The sequence below is a fragment of the Catellatospora bangladeshensis genome, from assembly GCF_016862575.1.
Lineage (GTDB): Bacteria > Actinomycetota > Actinomycetes > Mycobacteriales > Micromonosporaceae > Catellatospora > Catellatospora bangladeshensis.
Genome location: NZ_BONF01000037.1, coordinates 15971 through 32801 on the forward strand (window position 1 = coordinate 15971; position 16831 = coordinate 32801).

At 72.6% G+C, this 16831-nt stretch carries 22 protein-coding genes; 7 read left to right on the forward strand and 15 right to left on the reverse strand.

Going from position 1 to position 16831, the window contains the following annotated elements; translation table 11 throughout:
* Positions 1 to 10: 10 nt before the first annotated feature.
* The 5 genes from Cba03nite_RS28450 to Cba03nite_RS28470 all read right to left on the reverse strand — a co-directional run bounded on the left by Cba03nite_RS28450 (position 11) and on the right by Cba03nite_RS28470 (position 4655).
* Complete coding sequence (locus Cba03nite_RS28450) at positions 11 to 1009, reverse strand: LLM class flavin-dependent oxidoreductase (protein ID WP_308442766.1); 999 nt, start codon at positions 1007 to 1009, stop codon at positions 11 to 13.
* A gap of 69 nt (positions 1010 to 1078) precedes the next feature.
* On the reverse strand, positions 1079 to 1504 hold the full coding sequence (locus Cba03nite_RS28455) for a hypothetical protein (RefSeq protein WP_203752592.1): 426 nt from the start codon (positions 1502 to 1504) through the stop codon (positions 1079 to 1081).
* A gap of 2 nt (positions 1505 to 1506) precedes the next feature.
* Positions 1507 to 1866: a hypothetical protein gene (locus Cba03nite_RS28460; RefSeq protein WP_203752594.1), complete on the reverse strand. Its 360-nt coding sequence runs from the start codon at positions 1864 to 1866 to the stop codon at positions 1507 to 1509.
* A 145-nt stretch (positions 1867 to 2011) separates the two neighbouring features.
* Positions 2012 to 3805: a bifunctional metallophosphatase/5'-nucleotidase gene (locus Cba03nite_RS28465; RefSeq protein ID WP_203752596.1), complete on the reverse strand. Its 1794-nt coding sequence runs from the start codon at positions 3803 to 3805 to the stop codon at positions 2012 to 2014.
* Positions 3806 to 3935: 130 nt separating this feature from the next.
* Positions 3936 to 4655, reverse strand: a complete 720-nt coding sequence (locus Cba03nite_RS28470; protein WP_203752605.1) for a rhomboid family intramembrane serine protease — start codon at positions 4653 to 4655, stop codon at positions 3936 to 3938.
* Between the two features lie 108 nt (positions 4656 to 4763).
* Between Cba03nite_RS28470 and Cba03nite_RS28475 the strand changes: the two genes are divergently transcribed.
* The 3 genes from Cba03nite_RS28475 to Cba03nite_RS28485 are packed head-to-tail and all read left to right on the forward strand — an operon-like array spanning position 4764 to position 6341.
* Positions 4764 to 5453 (forward strand): type 1 glutamine amidotransferase domain-containing protein, encoded by a 690-nt coding sequence (locus Cba03nite_RS28475; RefSeq protein ID WP_203752608.1) that lies wholly within the window; start codon positions 4764 to 4766, stop codon positions 5451 to 5453.
* Between the two features lie 21 nt (positions 5454 to 5474).
* A complete protein-coding gene (locus Cba03nite_RS28480) occupies positions 5475 to 5762 on the forward strand; it encodes a DUF1905 domain-containing protein (protein ID WP_203752611.1) in 288 nt (95 codons plus the stop codon).
* A 24-nt stretch (positions 5763 to 5786) separates the two neighbouring features.
* Positions 5787 to 6341 (forward strand): TIGR03086 family metal-binding protein, encoded by a 555-nt coding sequence (locus tag Cba03nite_RS28485; RefSeq protein WP_203752614.1) that lies wholly within the window; start codon positions 5787 to 5789, stop codon positions 6339 to 6341.
* A 12-nt stretch (positions 6342 to 6353) separates the two neighbouring features.
* Here Cba03nite_RS28485 and Cba03nite_RS28490 read toward each other — a convergent pair whose 3' ends face one another.
* Positions 6354 to 6788, reverse strand: coding sequence for a DNA-binding protein (locus tag Cba03nite_RS28490; RefSeq protein ID WP_203752616.1), 435 nt, complete (start codon positions 6786 to 6788; stop codon positions 6354 to 6356).
* Between the two features lie 100 nt (positions 6789 to 6888).
* On the opposite strand from Cba03nite_RS28490, the gene Cba03nite_RS28495 reads away from it, so the two are divergent.
* The gene (locus Cba03nite_RS28495) at positions 6889 to 8145 is read left to right on the forward strand and encodes an LCP family protein (protein ID WP_203752619.1); all 1257 of its coding nucleotides are present in this window, start codon (positions 6889 to 6891) and stop codon (positions 8143 to 8145) included.
* Positions 8146 to 8190: 45 nt separating this feature from the next.
* Here the strand turns inward: Cba03nite_RS28495 and Cba03nite_RS28500 are convergent, their stop codons facing one another.
* The 6 genes from Cba03nite_RS28500 to Cba03nite_RS28525 all read right to left on the reverse strand — a co-directional run bounded on the left by Cba03nite_RS28500 (position 8191) and on the right by Cba03nite_RS28525 (position 13399).
* Positions 8191 to 9183: a tyrosinase family protein gene (locus Cba03nite_RS28500; protein ID WP_203752621.1), complete on the reverse strand. Its 993-nt coding sequence runs from the start codon at positions 9181 to 9183 to the stop codon at positions 8191 to 8193.
* Entirely contained in the window at positions 9183 to 9773 is a 591-nt protein-coding gene (locus Cba03nite_RS28505; RefSeq protein ID WP_203752624.1) for a hypothetical protein, read from the reverse strand. Before Cba03nite_RS28505 ends, Cba03nite_RS28500 begins: the two co-directional genes overlap by 1 nt.
* 169 nt (positions 9774 to 9942) lie before the next feature.
* On the reverse strand, positions 9943 to 11130 hold the full coding sequence (locus Cba03nite_RS28510; RefSeq protein ID WP_203752627.1) for an MFS transporter: 1188 nt from the start codon (positions 11128 to 11130) through the stop codon (positions 9943 to 9945).
* Between the two features lie 48 nt (positions 11131 to 11178).
* Positions 11179 to 11805: a response regulator gene (locus tag Cba03nite_RS28515; RefSeq protein ID WP_203752630.1), complete on the reverse strand. Its 627-nt coding sequence runs from the start codon at positions 11803 to 11805 to the stop codon at positions 11179 to 11181.
* A complete protein-coding gene (locus Cba03nite_RS28520) occupies positions 11802 to 12836 on the reverse strand; it encodes a sensor histidine kinase (protein ID WP_203752633.1) in 1035 nt (344 codons plus the stop codon). Before Cba03nite_RS28520 ends, Cba03nite_RS28515 begins: the two co-directional genes overlap by 4 nt.
* Positions 12833 to 13399, reverse strand: coding sequence for a hypothetical protein (locus Cba03nite_RS28525; RefSeq protein ID WP_203752636.1), 567 nt, complete (start codon positions 13397 to 13399; stop codon positions 12833 to 12835). Before Cba03nite_RS28525 ends, Cba03nite_RS28520 begins: the two co-directional genes overlap by 4 nt.
* 285 nt (positions 13400 to 13684) lie before the next feature.
* Here Cba03nite_RS28525 and Cba03nite_RS28530 point away from each other — a divergent pair, with 285 nt between their 5' ends.
* On the forward strand, positions 13685 to 13984 hold the full coding sequence (locus tag Cba03nite_RS28530; RefSeq protein WP_203752639.1) for a DUF2795 domain-containing protein: 300 nt from the start codon (positions 13685 to 13687) through the stop codon (positions 13982 to 13984).
* 21 nt (positions 13985 to 14005) lie between these two features.
* Here Cba03nite_RS28530 and Cba03nite_RS28535 read toward each other — a convergent pair whose 3' ends face one another.
* Positions 14006 to 14437: a hypothetical protein gene (locus Cba03nite_RS28535; protein ID WP_203752642.1), complete on the reverse strand. Its 432-nt coding sequence runs from the start codon at positions 14435 to 14437 to the stop codon at positions 14006 to 14008.
* Positions 14438 to 14502: 65 nt separating this feature from the next.
* Here Cba03nite_RS28535 and Cba03nite_RS28540 point away from each other — a divergent pair, with 65 nt between their 5' ends.
* Together Cba03nite_RS28540 and Cba03nite_RS28545 are read left to right on the forward strand one after the other, a co-directional pair.
* Positions 14503 to 15126, forward strand: a complete 624-nt coding sequence (locus tag Cba03nite_RS28540; RefSeq protein ID WP_203752645.1) for a hypothetical protein — start codon at positions 14503 to 14505, stop codon at positions 15124 to 15126.
* A gap of 92 nt (positions 15127 to 15218) precedes the next feature.
* Positions 15219 to 15737 carry a hypothetical protein gene (locus Cba03nite_RS28545; protein ID WP_203752647.1) on the forward strand — a complete coding sequence of 173 codons (519 nt, stop codon included), beginning with the start codon at positions 15219 to 15221 and terminating at the stop codon, positions 15735 to 15737.
* Here the strand turns inward: Cba03nite_RS28545 and Cba03nite_RS28550 are convergent.
* Entirely contained in the window at positions 15734 to 15982 is a 249-nt protein-coding gene (locus Cba03nite_RS28550) for a hypothetical protein (RefSeq protein ID WP_203752650.1), read from the reverse strand. The two genes, Cba03nite_RS28545 and Cba03nite_RS28550, sit on opposite strands and share 4 nt — an antisense overlap.
* A 99-nt stretch (positions 15983 to 16081) precedes the next feature.
* Positions 16082 to 16720 (reverse strand): class I SAM-dependent DNA methyltransferase, encoded by a 639-nt coding sequence (locus tag Cba03nite_RS28555; RefSeq protein WP_203752653.1) that lies wholly within the window; start codon positions 16718 to 16720, stop codon positions 16082 to 16084.
* Positions 16721 to 16831: the final 111 nt, after the last annotated feature.

Below are 16831 nucleotides of genomic sequence, written 5' to 3' on the forward strand. Positions count from 1 at the left end.
CGCCGGCCGGTCAGCGGGACAGGTGCGGGGCGACCTGCTCGGCGATCAGCTCGAAGGAGCGGACGCGGGCGTCGATGTCGTACACCATCGTGGTCAGCATCAGCTCGTCGGCGTGGGTGCGGTCCAGCAGCGCGGTCAGCTGGCGCCGCACCGTCTCCGGCGAGCCGAGCGCCTGCCCGTCGCGACGGGCCAGCACGAACTCGCGCTCCAGCGGCGTGTACGGGTGCTCGGCCGCCTCCTCCGGGGTGGGCATCCGGCCCGGCCGCCCCTGCCGCAGGCGCAGGAACGACAGCCCGGACGGCCCGGCCAGCCACTCGGCCTCGGCGTCGGTCGGCGCGCAGATCGCGCTCGCCGCGACCATCGCGTACGGCTGCTCCAGCCAGCGCGACGGCTGGAACGCGTCCCGGTAGATCGCCAGCGCCAGGTCGGTGTTGGCGGAGCTGAAGTGGTGCGCGAACGAGAACGGCAGCCCGAGCCGTCCCGCGAGCCGGGCGCTGAAGTCGCTGGAGCCGAGCAGCCAGATCGCCGGGGCGTCGCCGCGGCCGGGCACGGCGGTCACCCGGGGCGTGCCCGTGCCGGACCCGAAGTAGTCGATGAGGCGGCCCAGCTCCTGCGGGAAGTCGTCGGCCGACAGCGCGTCCATGCTGCGGCGCAGCGCCAGCGCGGTGACCTGGTCGGTGCCCGGGGCGCGGCCCAGGCCGAGGTCGATGCGGTCCGGGTGCAGCGCGACCAGGGTGCCGAACTGCTCCGCGACGACCAGCGGCGCGTGGTTGGGCAGCATCACGCCGCCGGAGCCGAGCCGGATCGTGGAGGTGTGCGCGGCCAGGTGCGCCAGCAGCACCGCCGGGGCGGAGCTGGCGATGCCGGGCATGTTGTGGTGCTCGGCGACCCAGAACCGCCGGTAGCCGAGGTCCTCGGTCCGCTGCGCGAGCTGCGTCGTATGGGACAGGGCCTCGCCGTTGGTGCCGCCGGAGACGACGGGGGCGAGATCGAGCACGGAGAGCGGCACGGCAGTCACGATCTTGCCAACCACGCCGCTGCCCGAAGCCTTCCCGGATGCCGCGCGGATCACATCCGGTCAGGCTTTGACCAGCTCCAGGCCGGCGTCGCGGTCGCGCAGCCGGCGCGCCACCCGGTCCATCGCGACGCGGAAGAAGCGCGCGTCGGCGGTGACGACGAGGTACACCTTCGCCACCTCGATCATCTGCATGGTGCACCTGGTGCCACGGGCCGTGGCGACGGCCGTGAACCGCATCCGGGAGCCGATCGCGGCCCTCTGCTCCCGGCGCGCCCGCTCCGGCAGCGGGGCCGGGCCGGCGGCCCTGCCCTCGTAGGTGGCGATCGCCTGCTCCGCCACGCCCCCGCCGGACACGGTGACACTCCACTCGCTGCTCAGGAAGGCTCCGTTGCGGCCCGCGAGGCTCTGCGTGAACAAGCGGATGCACTCGTCCGGGGCGACGCCGAGGGTGAACGTCCAGGTCTTCGCGTGGTCCAGGAAGCCCATGGTCAGCCGCCCGCCTCGCGCCGCTGCACCAGCCGCTGCATCTCGTACCCGGTGAGGCTCGCCGTGGGCAGGCCCCGGGAGAGCTTGAAGTCGATGCCGCCGTCGATGAACGGCAGCGCGGCGGGCAGGTGCACGGCGTCCCCGCCGCGTACCTCCCAGATGAGGTGAGCCGCGCCCAGCGTCGCCCAACCGCCCTGCTCGCCCTGGATGAGGGCGCGCAGGTCGGCCAGGAAGGCGGTGGGCTCGGCGCTCAGCTCCTGCATGAACGGCGCGATGCAGCTCGACCACACCTCACCGCTGTCGACACCGGCGCTCTGCGAGTCGAGGCTGAACCGGCCCAGCAGCTCCAGCCGCCGGATCATGTCACTCGGAAAGCGCGACGCGGGCTTTCGCGTGAACCATCGCATGGCCATCTCTGACGGACGGGCCGGTGCGCGCCGCCGCGTAGTGCACGAGGCTCCCGCCGCGCTGCTGGAACAGCATGACGGGAGCCTCGTACGACGGCCGTCAGAAGACCGGGACGCCCTCGCGGACGAGACGCCAGTTCGGCTGGAAGAAGTCGGCCGGGTCGATGACGCCCTTGCCCTGCGCCCAGTCGATGAGCAGCTGGCGGATCTCCTGCTGCGCGTTGTACACCTGCGTCTTGACGATGCCGGGGAAGCCGCCGCCGCCGCTGCGCCGGTAGTTGTTCACCGCGACGACGAAGCGGTCGCCGTCGGCCACCGGGGTGGTCGTGCCAGCGTGGTTCAGCGCGGTGATGCGCTGCCCCACCGGCTTGCTGATGTCGATGTCGTAGTCGATGCCGGAGAACGTGTCGTAGTTGTAGTCCGGCACGGCCGGCTCGCTGATCGTCGCCGGGTCGACCACGGCGCCCACCGCGTGCGTGCGGAAGTACTTCGCCGAGTACTCCAGGTACGCCCGCACCTCGGCGCCGGTGAGCACGACCGCCTCGAGGGTGTTGTCGTAGATGTACAGGCCCGCGACGTCCTTGATCTTCACGTCGCCGGCCGGGAACAGCGCCGTCCGGCTGAACGGCGCCGAGATCGACAGCACCGGCAGGGACGCGTACTCGGTGCCGGCCATGGCGGCGGCGACCGTGTCGGTCTGCACCTTGTTGATGAAGTCGAGGATCGGCGTGTCGACGTAGCGCGACTGCGCCGCGGACAGCTCCACCACCGAGGTCGCGACCACCTGGTTGGTGTAGGCCACGGTCTTGTCGTGCTGGGCCTTCACGGCCGCGACGACTTTAGGGTCCTCCACCACGGTGTTGGTGTTGAGCATGGTCGCGTGCTTGCTCAGCACCTTCCAGCGGCCGCGCTCGCGGGTCAGCGTGAAGTCCATGCGGGTGACCCGCTGGCCCCACTTCGACGGCTCCGAGGTCAGCACCTGCTCGCCGGTCGCCTCGTTGGTGACGAACTTCTCCACGATCTCGGCGTGCGCGTGCCCGAACAGGATCGCGTCGATCCCGGGCACCTGCTGCGCGATCAGCGCGGTCGGGTTCTCGTTCGGCAGCTCGGTGCCGTAGCTGGAGGTGCCGCTGTCGCCGCCGTGCGCCGAGATCAGCACGATGTCCGCGCCCCGCTCCCGCATGATCGGGACGTACTTCGCGGCTGTGGCGATCATGTCCTCGAACCGCAGCACGCCCTCGACGTTGGCCTTGTCCCAGATCGCGACGCCCGGGTTGGTCAGGCCCAGGATGCCGACCCGCAGCGACGGCGCGCCGTGGCCCAGCGACACCTTCTTGATCACGTACGGCTCGAACGCGGGCTTGCCGTTGCGCACCTTGACCGCGTTGGCGGCCAGCGCCGGGAAGCCGAGCTGCCGGATCCACAGGTCCAGCAGCGGCAGGCCGTAGTTGAACTCGTGGTTGCCCAGCGTGATGGCGTCGTAGTCGATGACGTTCATGGCGCGCGCCATCGGGTGCCGCTCGCCGGTCTGCGTGATCGGCTCCTGCTTGGCGTAGAACGTCGCCAGCGGGGTGCCCTGGATGGTGTCGCCCGCGTCGAGCACGATGGTCGCCTTGCCGCGGCGCTCGGCCCGGATCTGGTTGACCAGGGTGGCCACCTTCGCGACGCCGACGTCGTTGTGCGCGCTGTCGTCGTACTCCTTGTCGCGGTAGTAGTCCCAGTTGAAGACGTTGCCGTGGGTGTCGGACGTGCCCAGGACGGTCAGGTCCCAGGTCGTGGGCTGGTCCTTCGCGCTCGCGTGCGCCGGTGCGGCGGCCAGCGGAGCCGCGACCACGGCCGCGGCGGCACCGGTGAGCAGCTGCCGGCGGGACGGCATGCCGGTGGGGGTGGTCATCACTCGTACCTTTCGAGGCGGGGCGCCTGGGGTGCGGCGCCGTCCGGCACCCTAGCCGTACGGCGGAACTCGATGCCACCCGATCAGGCGTAAAGGGAGGTAGTCAACTCCTCCGCGCTGCGGGAAGCGGTCAGGCGGGCGGGCGCACCAGGGGCAGCGCCGTGAGCGCCAGCCCGGTGAGCAGGCCCGCCCCGTGGGCGTCGCCGATCACCGCCATCGCCACGGCGGCGGTGAGCACAAGCGCGGCGAGGCCGGCGGTGAGCGGGCGGCGCAGGCCGGCACGGTGCGCGGCCGCCGCCGCGGCGAGCGCCAGGGTGCCCGCGACCGTCGCGGCAAGCACGCCCCACGCGGCGAGCACGCTCAGGTAGACGGCGAAGTGTGCGGCGTAGAGCAGGGTCGGCAGCGGCGGAAGGCGCCGGGTGCGCCAGGCCAGTACGACCAGGGCGCCGATCAGGCCCGCGACGGCGTCGGAGGAGCCGCCGCCGCTGTCCGCGGGCCGCAGCACGAGCATGAATACGCCACCGGCCAGGCCGGACGCCAGGAAGACCAGCAGCCACCGGAGGCGTCCGTACGCCCGCTCCACCGCCGCCCCGACCAGCAGCAGCCCGAGCGTGTTGTACGCGAACTGCCCCCACCCGGACGGCTGCACCAGCAGCGCGCCGATCAGCCGCCACCACTGCCCGCCGTGCACGATGTCCGGGGAGCGCTGCAGCGCGCCGACCACGGCGGGCTGCGCGACCTGCGCCGCGAACACCAGCGTGCCGAGCAGCGCGACGCCCAGCGTGAGCGGGTACGCCCGCAGCACGCGCGCCAGAGCCGGTCGTGGCGGATCGACGGGGGTGACGGTCACGGCGCCCATGGTGCCGCATCCGCGCATCCCCCGGCTGCCCCGGAGCCCGGCCGGTATCCTGACCAGGTCAGCTGATCTCACCCCCGCACGGCACAGGAGGTGGGGTTGATGAAGGTCCTGATGGTGCTGACCTCCCACGACCAGCTCGGGGACACCGGCCGCAAGACGGGCTTCTGGCTCGAGGAGCTCGCCGCGCCCTACTACCGCTTCCGCGACGCCGGATGGGAGATCACGCTGGCCTCCCCGCGCGGCGGGCGCCCGCCGCTGGACCCCAAGAGCAACGAACCGGAGTCCCAGACCGACCTCACCCGGCGGTTCGAGGCCGACCCCGCCGCGGAGGCCCAGCTCGACGCGACGCTGCGGCTCGACTCGGTGTCCGCCGACGACTTCGACACCGTCTTCTACCCGGGCGGGCACGGCCCGATGTGGGATCTGGCCGAGGACACCACCTCGATCCGCCTGATCGAGCAGACCGTCCGCTCGGGCAAGGCCATCGCGCTGGTGTGCCACGCTCCGGGCGCGCTGCGCCACACCCGGACGCCCGACGGCGCTCCACTGGTCGCGGGCCGGCGGGTCACCGGCTTCACCGACAGCGAGGAGGAGGCCGTCGGCCTGACCAAGGTCGTGCCGTTCCTGGTGGAGGACGAACTCGTCGCCAAGGGAGCCGAGTTCTCCAAGGCCGGCGACTGGGAGCCGTACGTGGTGACCGACGGGCTGCTCGTCACGGGCCAGAATCCCGCCTCCTCGGGCCCGGCGGCCGACCGGCTGATCTCGATGGTGCGCAGTCTGCGCGGATAGCGCGGCTCCTATCCTGGCCGGATGGAGCTGACGTTCAGTGGCGAGCTGTGGTTCTGGCGCGGCCCGGCACCGTGGCACTTCGTCACCGTCCCGGAGGACGAGTGCCGCGCGCTGGCGGCCACGGCCCCCTCGGTGACGTACGGCTGGGGCATGATTCCGGTGTCGGCGCGGATCGGCGCCGCCGAGTGGACGACGTCGCTGTGGCCCAAGGACGGCCGCTACCTAGTGCCGGTCAAGGCATGGGTACGCAAGGCCGAGGGCCTCGGCGTCGGCGACCTGGTGGCGGTCCGGCTCACCGTCGGCGCCTGAGTCCACCTCCGGAGGGAGCAGAACATGACCACTGCCGCTGCCGAGCACCGTACCGTCGCGGGCGGCTTCACCGACCGGGTCCGCGGCGTCGCCCCCGACGGCTGGGACGCCCCGGCGCCGGTCGCGGGCTGGGCGGCCCGGGACGTGGTGCGGCACCTGGTCGAGTGGTTCCCCGGGTTCCTGAAGGCCGGGTCGGGCATCGACCTGCCGCACGGCCCGTCGGCCGACGAGGACCCGGTCGCGGCGTGGACCGTGCACAGCGACGGCGTGCAGGCGCTGCTGGACGACCCGGCCACGGCGGGCCGTACGCTGACCAACCCGCACCTGGGCGAGCTGCCGCTCGACATCGCGATCGACCGGTTCTACACCAGCGACGTGTTCATGCACACCTGGGATCTGGCCCGCGCCACCGGCCAGGACGAGAAGCTGGATCCGGTGAGGTGCGCCGCGCTGCTCGAGGGCATGCTGCCCATGGACGAGGTGCTGCGCGCCAGCGGCCAGTACGGGCCGCGGGTCGAGGTCCCCGACGACGCCGACGTGCAGACGCGGCTGCTCGCCTTCATCGGCCGCACCCCCTGACGGCTCCTCGGGTCAGCCGCCCGGCCGCGTCCGCTCGGTGAGGCGCTCGAAGCGCTGCCGGGCGGCCTGCGGCGTGCCCAGCCCCAGCCCGAACGCGATCGCCTGCCAGGTGAGCCCCCGGCTGCGGGACAGGTCCAGCAGCCCGGCCTCCAGCGCGTCGAGTTCGGCCCGCACCCGCGGGATCAGGGTGAGCGCCGCGGTGAGGTCCACGTCGTCGACGGGCTCCTCGCCGTGCTCCGGCTCGGCGGAGCCCGCGGCCAGCGACATCACCAGCGACACGGCCTCGTAGGGGTCGAGGATCACCGCGTGCCGCCAGCGGGTCCGCCTGCCCTCGGTGGCGCCGTGGCGCTCGGTGATCCGGCTGAGCGCGGCGAAGTCCCGGTGCGCCCGCGCGCGTCCGGGGTCGGGCTGGGTGAACTGGTCGTCGTTCGAAGCACGCTCGGTCATGCTGCACAGTCAACCACTTGAACGATCCGTTGTCAACGAAATGTTGTGAACGTTCTGTTCATAGGCGGGCCGACTTGAGCCGCGTGTCGTTGTGCATGTCGTGGCACGACAGCGGCATGAGGCGGCCCGGTGGGCCCGGTGGTGCGTGACGGCGGGCACGGCTCTGATGGTGTTCAGCGGGGCGATGCTGGTCATGGTGGATCGGGCGGTCGCCCGCTACGAGAACGCGGTGCATCAGGAGGACCTGTTCGGCGACGAGGGCGCCGCCGCGGCGGGGCCCTCGGCCCCGGCCCGGCCGGCCGACATCCGCGGGCCGCTGAACATCCTGCTCGCCGGCATCGACCCGCGCCACGACGATCCGAACTGGATCCCGCGCGCGGACTCCGTGCTGGTCATGCACATCCCCGCCGGGCTGGACCGCGGCTACCTGTTCTCCCTGCCCCGTGACCTGCTGGTGGCGATCCCGCCGTTCCCCAAGTCCGGCTACGGCGGCAACGCCTCCGACAAGCTCGCCCACGCCATGTTCTTCGGCGCGCAGACGCCCGGGGTCCGCCGCGCGAACTACGCCCAGGGCTTCGAGCTGCTCAGCGCCGCGGTCAGCCGGTACACCGGGATCAAGCGGTTCGACGCCGGCGCGATCATCGACTTCAGCGGGTTCGAGGACGTCGTCGACGCGCTCGGCGGCATCGACATGGTCGTCGACCAGCGGGTCGCCTCCATCCACCGCGAACCGGACGGCGACCCCCGCGACCACGGCAAGAGCAGCACGGGCTACGTCGGCCCGCAGATGGTGTACGAGCCCGGCAAGCGCCACTTCAAGGGCTGGCAGGCGCTGGACTACGCGCGCCAGCGCTACATCCCCGGCGGCGACTACGCCCGCCAGCGCCACCAGCAGCAGCTGGTCCGCGCGATCGTCGCGAAGGCGTTCAGCGGCGACCTGCTCACCGACCCGCTGCGCCTGGACAAGGTGCTGCGCACCGTCGGCGGCTCGCTGACCTTCAGCGGGCGCGGGCACAGCATCGTCGACTGGGCGTTCGCGCTGCAGGACCTGCGCCCCTCCGGGATGACCATGGTCCGCCTGTCGGGCGGCGGGGTGGGGCGCTGGGTCGAGGACAAGTCCGACGACGACAAGAAGGACGAGCCCAAGGACGACGGCGGCGACGACGGCAAGACCGACCCGGACGACACCAAGGGCGACGACAAGAAGGACGACAAGAAGAAGGACGATAAGCCCAAGCTGAAGTACGAGTATCTGGGCGAACAGCTGGATGTGCTGTCCAGGCAGTTCCTCGCCTCGGTGGCGGCCGGCTCGGTGGAGAACTTCATGGCCTTCCACCCCGCGATGATCAGCAAGTGACCGGTGCCGCGGGCGGACCGGACGGCCCGCCCGCGGCACCGGCGCTCACCCGAGCGAGTCGTAGCTGTACCAGGCGGCCGGGTCGAGGGTCTGCGCCGGGGTCAGCGGCTCGCCGAGCAGCGTCACCATGGTGTCGTTCAGGCCTTGCCCGCTGGGCACCTGGTCGTCGGCGGCGCCGGGCGAGTAGCTGCGGCCCCGCTTGGTCAGCCACGCCTCCCACAGCCGGTCCACGTTGCAGTGGTTGAGGTAGAACAGCGGGTCGTTGGGCGAGCTGCCCGGACCCATGTCGCCGCCCACCCACACGTGCACCCGGTTGTGCATCTGCGGGCCGCCCGCCTGCCCGGGACGGCGCGGGTCCAGCCAGCCCTCGACCCGGTTGCGGAAGCCGTCGGAGCTGACGTCCCACGGCGCGCTGTCGTAGCCGAGACCGTCCTCGAGCACCCACTTGGCGTCCTCGGCCGTCGGCAGGCCGGGCACGTCGGCGTCGGTGCCGGCCTGGCGCTGCAGCGGCCGCGGCTCGATCGACCACAGCTGGGTGCCGTGGCCGACCAGCCGCACCCGCATCGCGGCCAGCGGCCCGCTGACCACGTCGCCGCGGGCGTCGCCGAGCGCCGCCTCGCCCCACAGGGAGCTGCTGTGCTGCTGGTCGGTGGGCAGGCCGCCGTCGACGGTCCAGTCCCAGTACGGCAGGCCCGCCTCCGGGTCGCCGGTGACCCGCTGGATCTGCTGCTCCAGGCGCAGCAGGTACATCCGGTGCCAGGGCAGGAAGATCGGGCCGCCGTGCGCCAGGTTGCGCATGGGCCGGGACGGGGAGCTGGGCATCTGCATGGCCAGGAAGTGCCACAGCACGAACAGGTCCCAGGTGGTCAGCGGCTGGTCCACGCCGTAGAGGCGGAACCCGGGCACCGACGGGGCCAGCAGCTGGTTGAGCTGCGAGGTGGTGTAGCCGGACTGCTCCGCGTTGAGCGCGACCACGCCCTCGACGAAGCGAGTGCGGGCGGCCTCGGAGGTCTGGATGTTGGCGCGTACGGCGGTCATCAGTGGCCTTCCCCGTGCTGGTGGTCGTGCGCGTGCCCGTGGTCGTGCGACGCGGGGGCCGGGGTGGGCGCCGGGGTGGGGCTCTGCGGCTGCGGCGCGTCCGGCTGGGGCGCCGGGTGCTGGTGCTCGCCGTGCTGGTGGCCGGCGTCGTGCTGGTGCTCGCCGTGCTCCTCGCCGGGGGCGGGGATGCAGCAGGTGGTGCCGTTGCCGCAGTGGTCGCCGTGCTCGCCGACGGCGCAGCCGAGCTGGTCGACTGCGGGCGGCTCGGTGCCGAAGTAGTCCAGCACGCGCTTGCACATGTCGATCGCCGACGGCAGCGCGTACTGCGGCAGGCCGTGGTAGTGCACCGCCCCGTTGTCGAGGACCTCCAGGCCGCCCTCCAGCGGCTTGCCGTCAATCGTGATCTTGTACGTGGTCTCGATGCGGATCTCGTGACCCTTGTGCACCGTGCTGCGCACCGACGTCGACACCCCGTCCGTGCCGTGGGCGTGGCCGTGCCCGGCCGTCGCCGGATCCGGCAGGCCGTAGCCGCCGGCGCGCAGCGCGGCCGTGAAGTCGGCCGGCGCTCCGTCGTCCTTGGTAAAACTCACTGTTCCTCCACCGTCTGCACACGACGCCCCGCGGCCGGTGAGGCGGCGGGGCGTAGGCAATGTGCCACCGCCACCGCGCCGCGACAACGCGGCGGCGGCATTCCGACAGGCGGAGTGGACACTCGGCGGGCGGCGACGCCGTTCGGTCCGCCGGGCTCGTCCGGGGCGGCTAGTCGCCCTGTCGCTGTGCGACGGCCGGACGCCAGAACCGGATCCCGGTCGCGCCGGTGCTGGCGACGTACCCGATCATGCCCGTGGCGACCAGGGCCAGGCCCACCGGCGGGATGCCGCCGATGCCCCAGGCGTCCAGGGTGAACGCCCCGGCCAGCGCGCCGCAGGCGACCCCGGCGTTGTACGCGCTGGCGTTGATGCCCGAGGCCTCCTGGGTGTGGTCGGGCGCCACCCGCAGCGTCGCGGCCTGCATGAAGATCGGCAGCAGGCCCATGCCCAGCCCGAACAGAACCATCGCGGCGACCGCCGCCCAGACGGCGTCGCCCTGCACGGTGAGCAACAGCAGGCCCGTCATCAGCAGGCCGCCGCCCAGCACGATGCCGGCCCGCAGCCGCCGGTCGGCGATCCAGCCCGCGACCGGCAGCATCAGCGTGCCCGCGAGGCCGTTCACGAGCAGCACGGGCGCGATCTGGGTCTCGCCGAGGCCCGCGTGCTTCAGCAGCGGCGCGGTATAGGTGAACATCATGTACGCGCCCAGCATGGTCACCGCGGTCATCGCCACGATCGGCGGGAACTGGGGCAGGCGCAGCACCTCGCGCATCGGGGTGCGCCCGGCCGCGCTGCTGCCGGGCACCTCGGGCAGCAGCCACCAGGCGAGCAGCGTCAGCGCCAAGGCGATACCGGTGAGCATGGCGAACGTGGCCCGCCAGCCGAACGCGGTGCCGATGCCGGTGCCCGCGGGCACCCCGGCCAGCACCGCCGCGCTGCCCCCGGCCGAGAGCACGGTGACCGCCCGCCCGATCCGGTCGGTGGTGACCAGGCGGGCCGCGTACCCGCCGACGACCGCCCAGAACAGCCCGTGCGTGATCCCGCCGACCAGCCGCGCGGCGAACGCGACGCCGTACCCCGGCGCCACGATCATGACGGCGTTGCTGGCGGTGTACGCGCCCAGCGACGCCACCAGCAGCGCCTTGCGCGGCAGCCGGGCGGTGAGCGTGCCCAGCGGCGCGGCGAACAGCGCCACCATCACGGCGTACCCGGTGACCAGCAGGCCCAGCCGCGACGGTGACACGTGCAGGTCGCGGCTCATGCCGAGCAGCAGGCCGGTCGGCACGAGCTCGGTGGTCACCGAGACGAACACGGCGGCGCCGAGCAGCAGGAGGGTGGGCCAGGGGAAGCGGGTCATGGGACGAATTCTGTTAGGCCGCTGAACAAATCCGCAAACCCGTATCCATCAGCTGGTCAGGCCGTGATCGCGGGCATAGACGGCGGCCTGTGTGCGATCGCGCAGGCCGAGCCGTTCGAGCAGCCGTGACAGGTGGTTCTTCACCGTGCCCTCGCTCAGGTGCAGCCGCCGCCCGATCTCCCGGTTGGTCATACCCTGCGCGACCAGCCGCAGGATGTCGGTCTCCCGGGCGCTCAGCGGCACCCCCGGCCGCCGCTGCGGCACCGCCGCGGTCAGCCGGGCCGCCACGGCCGGGTCCAGCGGCAGCACCCCCGCGTGCGCGAGCCGCACCGCCGCCGCCAGCTCCCGCGACGGCAGATCCTTCAGCAGGTATCCGGCCGCGCCCGCCTGCATCGCGCGCACCACGTAGTCCTGGTCGTCGAACGTCGTCAGCATCACCACCCGGCACGCCGGCAGCTCCGCCCGCAGCACCGCCACCGCCTCGACCCCGTCCATGACCGGCATCCGCACGTCCATCAGCACGACGTCCGGGCCGGTGCGCAGCGCCACCTCGACCGCCTCCCGGCCGTCCCCGGCGGTGCCGACGACCTCGACACCGTCCTGGAGGCCCAGCAGCGACGCGATGCCCTCCCGGATCAGCCGCTGGTCGTCGACGACCACCACCCGCGTCGTCACCGCGGCACCACCACCTCGAGCCGGGTGCCCCGCCCACCCGCGCTGCGCACCACGACCTGTCCCCCGGCCGCCCGCACCCGTTCCCGCATGCCGCGCAGCCCGAAGCCCTCCCGCCCGCCGTCGAACCCGGGCCCGTCGTCGGTGACGGTGAGCAGCGCACGGTCCTCGCCCAGCTCGGCGTCCACCTCGACGGCACCGGCCCCGGCATGCCGGCGGGCGTTGGTGATGCCCTCCTGCGCGGCGTGGAACAGCGCCCGCAGCGCCGGCTCGCCGTAGCGGCTCTCGTCCCCGGACAGCCGCAGCACCACCGCGCCGGTGCACAGCTCGCGCAGGGCGCTGCCGAGGTGGAAGTGCCAGGTGCGCACCGACCGGCGTACGTCCTCCAGCGCCCGCCGGGCCGAGCCGGTGGCCTCGGCCAGCGCGCGCTGCGCCGCGGCGGGGTCCCGCTCCCGGAACGCCTCGGCCTGCTCCAGCAGCACGATCACCGCGGTCAGGTGGTGCCCCAGGTCGTCGTGGATGTCACGGGCCAGCCGCTGCCGCTCGGCGGCCGCCGACAGCTCGGCGATCCGCGCGCGGCCCCGCCGCTCCTCCACCGCCGCCGACGCCATCGCGATGGCCAGCGCCAGCCCCAGCGCGAACATCAGCAGGTCCGACACCCGCGCCACATCGGCCGGCCAGCCCGGCGCGGCCACCTGGAACGCCACCGCCACGCCCGCGACGCAGGCCACCGCCAGGACGATCGCCACGGTACGCCCGAACGCGAAGTACGCCGTGAACGGCACCAGCACGAACAGCGCCCGAGACAGCCCCGAGCCGTCGGCCAGCGCCACCACCACGAACAGCGCCGTCCGGGCGAGCAGGGCGAGCAGCTCGCGGCGCACGAACTCCAGCGCGAACAGCGCCGCCAGCCCGGCGATGAAGACGGGCAGGTGGGTGTCGCCGAGCCCGGCCAGGCCCGCGTAGAGCCCGGCGGCCAGCACGGCCGCGTACAGCACCGGCGACACCCACGGCACGGGTCGGTCTGCGTTCACGGCCTCGAGGGTACGGGCCAGACCGAAAGCGACAGCCACACCACCGACACGCACGCGAGCACGTGCACGAGGCTGGTCAGCACCGAGTCCGGCTGCGCGGCGAGCAGCGCCAGCGCGGTCAGCGTGCTCGCGTACCCCCAGGCCGGGATCCTCGGCAGCACCCTGGACCGGGCCATGGAGACGCCGAACAGGACCGTGCCGACCACGAACACCACCGCGCTGCCCAGCACCGCCAGGCGCGTCGGCCCGGCCAGCACGCTCTCGGCGACCGCCGGGTCGAGGAAGAACACCACCAGGTTCAGCGCGAACGCCACCCCGGTGAACAGCCCCAGGCCGATCAGGTTCACCGCGAACGCGACCGCCCCGAACCGGCCCGCCGCCTCGGCCTGCCGCAACTGGAACGCGAGCAGCGCGGGCGCCCCGAACGCCGCCCCGAGCCCGACCACGAAACTGGTCACGGCGGTCTCCCCCGTGAACGTCTCCACCGCCCCCGGCACCCCCAGCGAGAGCCCCAGGACCACCCCACACACCGCACCGAAGCGCGACAACCACTGCATCGACATGGCCGCGACGCTAGGCAGCCGACCGGCACTCCCCCAGTGCCATCCGGCCAAACCCGGCCCGGCCCCGCCACCGCGCCGGGCACCGCCGCGCACCGCCCGCACCGCCGCGCACCGCCGCGCACCGCCGCGCACCGCCGGGCATGATCGCGATCTCGTGTCAGAAAGTGGGGTCAGACCTCAGGTTCTGACACGAGACAGCGATCAACCGCCCGGACGGCGCGACCGAGCCGGGTTTTTCGCCGATTCGCGCGTGGGGAGCGCCCGGCGCGCGTCACAGTCGAAGTTATGCAGAACCAGGATTGGGCGCAGATGCAGGAAGCGCTGCGCGACATCGACTTTCCGGCAGATAAGGACACGATCCTCGCACATGTGGAGGAATACACCAGCGACGGCGGCGTGCTGAGGCTCGCCCGGACCCTGCCGCCCGAGCTGTACCGCAACATGTCCGAGGTCCGCAGCTCGGTGCGCCTCGACCCGTCGGTCGAGGAGGGCCGGACCGCCGGGCAGAAGGCCGCGCAGGCCCGTTCTCACAACAAACACGTCGCCGAGTACCTGCGCCAGGTGCCCGACACGCGCCTCAGCTGAGCCCGCTCCCCGAACCGGCCGTCAACCCGCGCGGTCCGGCAGTCTCTCCGCGTGCCACAACATCGCGCCCCACGAACCGTCGTGGTAGCCGGTCAGCCGGCAGGAGTAGCTGTACTCGGCGGCTACACCGCCGTCCGCGCCCAAGACCGTCACCGTGCCACTGACCATCGCGGCGGGCGTGCTCGTGTCACCCGCCCCGACGACGTAGCCGTCGTCGAACTGCGAGGCCGTCGGTCCCGTGCTCTCCTCGGCGACCCGCTGCCCCACCGCGTCCCGGCACCGCTCGCGCGCCTGCTCGCCGGACCCGCCCGCCGACCCGAGGCCGCCTGACAGCAGCCAGGCCGTGCCGGCTCCGGCGGCGAACGCCAGCACTGTCACCACCGCGGCGAGCATCCGTGCCCGCCCGGCCGGGCGTACGGCTTCCGGCTGCGGGACCGACCCTTGATCAAGCATGGGCGCGAGGGTACAGATCAACTGCTGCCCCGTGGGGGCGACGGCGGATGGCTATCGTGTGCCCCATGCCCCGCCGCCTGGTCCGCAAGCAGGTCCTCACGGCAGCCGCCAGCTGGCTGCTGGGCGCCGCGCTGTTCGCGGCCACCGAGCCGCTGTGGCAGGCCGCCGGATTCTTCGTGTTCCTGCTGACCCCGTTGGCGGCCCTGGCCGCCTATTCGCTGGCAGCCGAGCGCCGACGGGCGCGGCGCCCCGCTGGGTTCACGGTCACCGCAGGTTCGTTCACGTGCCGGCCGTGGCGGCCGATCGCCGCGATGTTCCTCACCGCCGGGCACCTGGCCGGGCCGAAGCTCGTTGCCTCGGCCTCCGCGTCCGGCGCGCTCGACGTCGTCCTGTCGCTCTTTCTGGCCGCGACGTTCAGCATGCTTTTTGTCATCGGCGCCGTCGTCACGCCCCGGCTCGTGCTCTCCCCTACCGGGCTGGAATGCCGGGGGGGGCGGGTATCCCGCAGTGAGCTGGGACGGCATCGTCGGCGCCTCACTCGTCGTGGACTGGCCGCGGGCCGGCCGGGGCGTGCAGCTGACCTTGATCGGCCCGAACGGCCGGCAGCGGATCGAGATGATCCCCCGCGGGTTCGATCTCGACTACCCGTTCCTGACCGAGGCGATCCGGCACTACATCGCGCATCCTGAACACCGTGCCGCCATCGGCACTGACGCCGAGCTGGTCCGCCTCATCTCGGCGGTCACAGCCGACCGGAACGATCGCCAGGTGGAGGTGACCGGTGCGGGAACGTGACGATCTTGACGCCGCACGGCTGGCGCTGCCCGAGGGCACGCAGACGGTCGGCAGGATCCGGCCGAACCGTCATGCCGGCCGGATCGGCGTCTTCGTCGACCTCACGTCGCCCTACCTCGGCTTCGTCGATGTTCTGCACCTGCCCGAGGATGCAGACCGGTGGCCGCGGGCCGGTGTCGTGACCGGCTTCGAGGTCATCCAGCATCGGCGCGGCCAGGTGCGGCTGTGGCCGCTGGACGCCGGGTTCCGCTCGGCACGTCACCGTCACCCGATGACCGGCGAGCAATGGTCCGCCTCCAAGCGTGCACACCCGGTCGGGGCCACGGTCACCGCCGAGGTGACGCACGTGTTCCGGAGCAACCGCGAGTACGTGGTGCGGCTCGGTGAAATTTGGGTGGGCCTGTCATGGACCGCTGACGCCGAACCGCCCACGGTGGGCGAGGTCGGCGAGTACACGGTGGCCCGGCACGCGGAGGCGACGCGGCGGATCCTGCTGACCCGTTAGACGCGCATCCCGGACGCGGAGTCCCACAGCTGGACGGCGTCGCCGAGGAACTCGTGCACGTAGCCGCAGTTCGTGCAGATCACGCCCAGCGACGACTTGTTGGCCCAGGCGAGGTCCAGGAACTCCATGCCCGCGGTGTTCAGCTTGATCGTGCGGCTGGTGAACAGGCCGCCCGCGCAGACGAGGCAGCGGAACACCTCGCCGTTGATGGTCGCCACGTACGGGGCACGCTCGAAGACGGTCATGAATGGACGGTAGCCAGCTGCGGCAACGTGCGGCAGCCCCAGCTTTCTGCAGACTTCAGCGGGAGCCACCCCGCGCCTTCCGTGCGAAGTCGCCGAAGCTCATGCCCGCCCGAACACGACCGCGCCAGGCAGCGTCCGGTCGAGGTTGATCGACATCTCGGCCTCGATGGTGAATTCGGCCTCGCGCAGCCACCCGGACACCCGGTCGGGCCGGCGGTGATGCACGTGGACCCGCATCGGGTGACCGCCGTACCCCTCCGTCTTCAGCCGCGTCCCATCGCCGAGATGAAAGCCGATGAGCAGCGGCGCGCCTGGTCGCATGACCCGCCGGAAGTGCGCGAACACCGTCGGCACCACCTCGTCCGGTATGTGGATCAGCGACCAGAAGGCGAGCAGCCCGGCGACCGAGGCGTCGGGCAGGTCGAGGTCTGTCATCGAGCCCACCTCGAACCGCAGCGCGGGATGTGCCCGCCGGGCCGCCTCGATCATCGCCGGCGACAGGTCCACACCGAAGGCGTCAGCACCGAGTCCCTGCAGGTGAGCGGTGACATGTCCCGGCCCGCAGCCGATGTCTGCCACCGGGCCGCCGCCCGCGGTGCGGACCTGCTCGGCGAACAGCGCCAGCGCCGCGCGCAGGTAGGGCTGGGCTGCCAGCCCGTCGCGGAGCAGTTCCGTGTAACTCGCCGCGACGGTGTCGTACGAGGTTCGAGTGTCCGCGAGCCAGCTGTCAGTGATCATGGTCGCACACGCTAGCCCGCCGGCCGGGTCGCCGCTGGCCTGTTCGCAGCTGTGCATGGCAACTCCTGGGTTGCGAGTGCATCCCAGGAGTTGCCATACGCCGCCAGACCG

Coding starts and splice junctions, on each gene's coding strand:
- Cba03nite_RS28455 (WP_203752592.1), bottom strand. CDS start 1,504: ATGGGCTTCCTGGACCACGCGAAGACCTGGACGTTCACCCTCGGCGTC.
- Cba03nite_RS28460 (WP_203752594.1), bottom strand. CDS start 1,866: ATGATCCGGCGGCTGGAGCTGCTGGGCCGGTTCAGCCTCGACTCGCAG.
- Cba03nite_RS28465 (WP_203752596.1), bottom strand. CDS start 3,805: ATGACCACCCCCACCGGCATGCCGTCCCGCCGGCAGCTGCTCACCGGT.
- Cba03nite_RS28475 (WP_203752608.1), top strand. CDS start 4,764: ATGAAGGTCCTGATGGTGCTGACCTCCCACGACCAGCTCGGGGACACC.
- Cba03nite_RS28480 (WP_203752611.1), top strand. CDS start 5,475: ATGGAGCTGACGTTCAGTGGCGAGCTGTGGTTCTGGCGCGGCCCGGCA.
- Cba03nite_RS28485 (WP_203752614.1), top strand. CDS start 5,787: ATGACCACTGCCGCTGCCGAGCACCGTACCGTCGCGGGCGGCTTCACC.
- Cba03nite_RS28490 (WP_203752616.1), bottom strand. CDS start 6,788: ATGACCGAGCGTGCTTCGAACGACGACCAGTTCACCCAGCCCGACCCC.
- Cba03nite_RS28500 (WP_203752621.1), bottom strand. CDS start 9,183: ATGACCGCCGTACGCGCCAACATCCAGACCTCCGAGGCCGCCCGCACT.
- Cba03nite_RS28510 (WP_203752627.1), bottom strand. CDS start 11,130: ATGACCCGCTTCCCCTGGCCCACCCTCCTGCTGCTCGGCGCCGCCGTG.
- Cba03nite_RS28525 (WP_203752636.1), bottom strand. CDS start 13,399: ATGTCGATGCAGTGGTTGTCGCGCTTCGGTGCGGTGTGTGGGGTGGTC.
- Cba03nite_RS28530 (WP_203752639.1), top strand. CDS start 13,685: ATGCAGAACCAGGATTGGGCGCAGATGCAGGAAGCGCTGCGCGACATC.
- Cba03nite_RS28535 (WP_203752642.1), bottom strand. CDS start 14,437: ATGCTTGATCAAGGGTCGGTCCCGCAGCCGGAAGCCGTACGCCCGGCC.
- Cba03nite_RS28540 (WP_203752645.1), top strand. CDS start 14,503: ATGCCCCGCCGCCTGGTCCGCAAGCAGGTCCTCACGGCAGCCGCCAGC.
- Cba03nite_RS28550 (WP_203752650.1), bottom strand. CDS start 15,982: ATGACCGTCTTCGAGCGTGCCCCGTACGTGGCGACCATCAACGGCGAG.
- Cba03nite_RS28555 (WP_203752653.1), bottom strand. CDS start 16,720: ATGATCACTGACAGCTGGCTCGCGGACACTCGAACCTCGTACGACACC.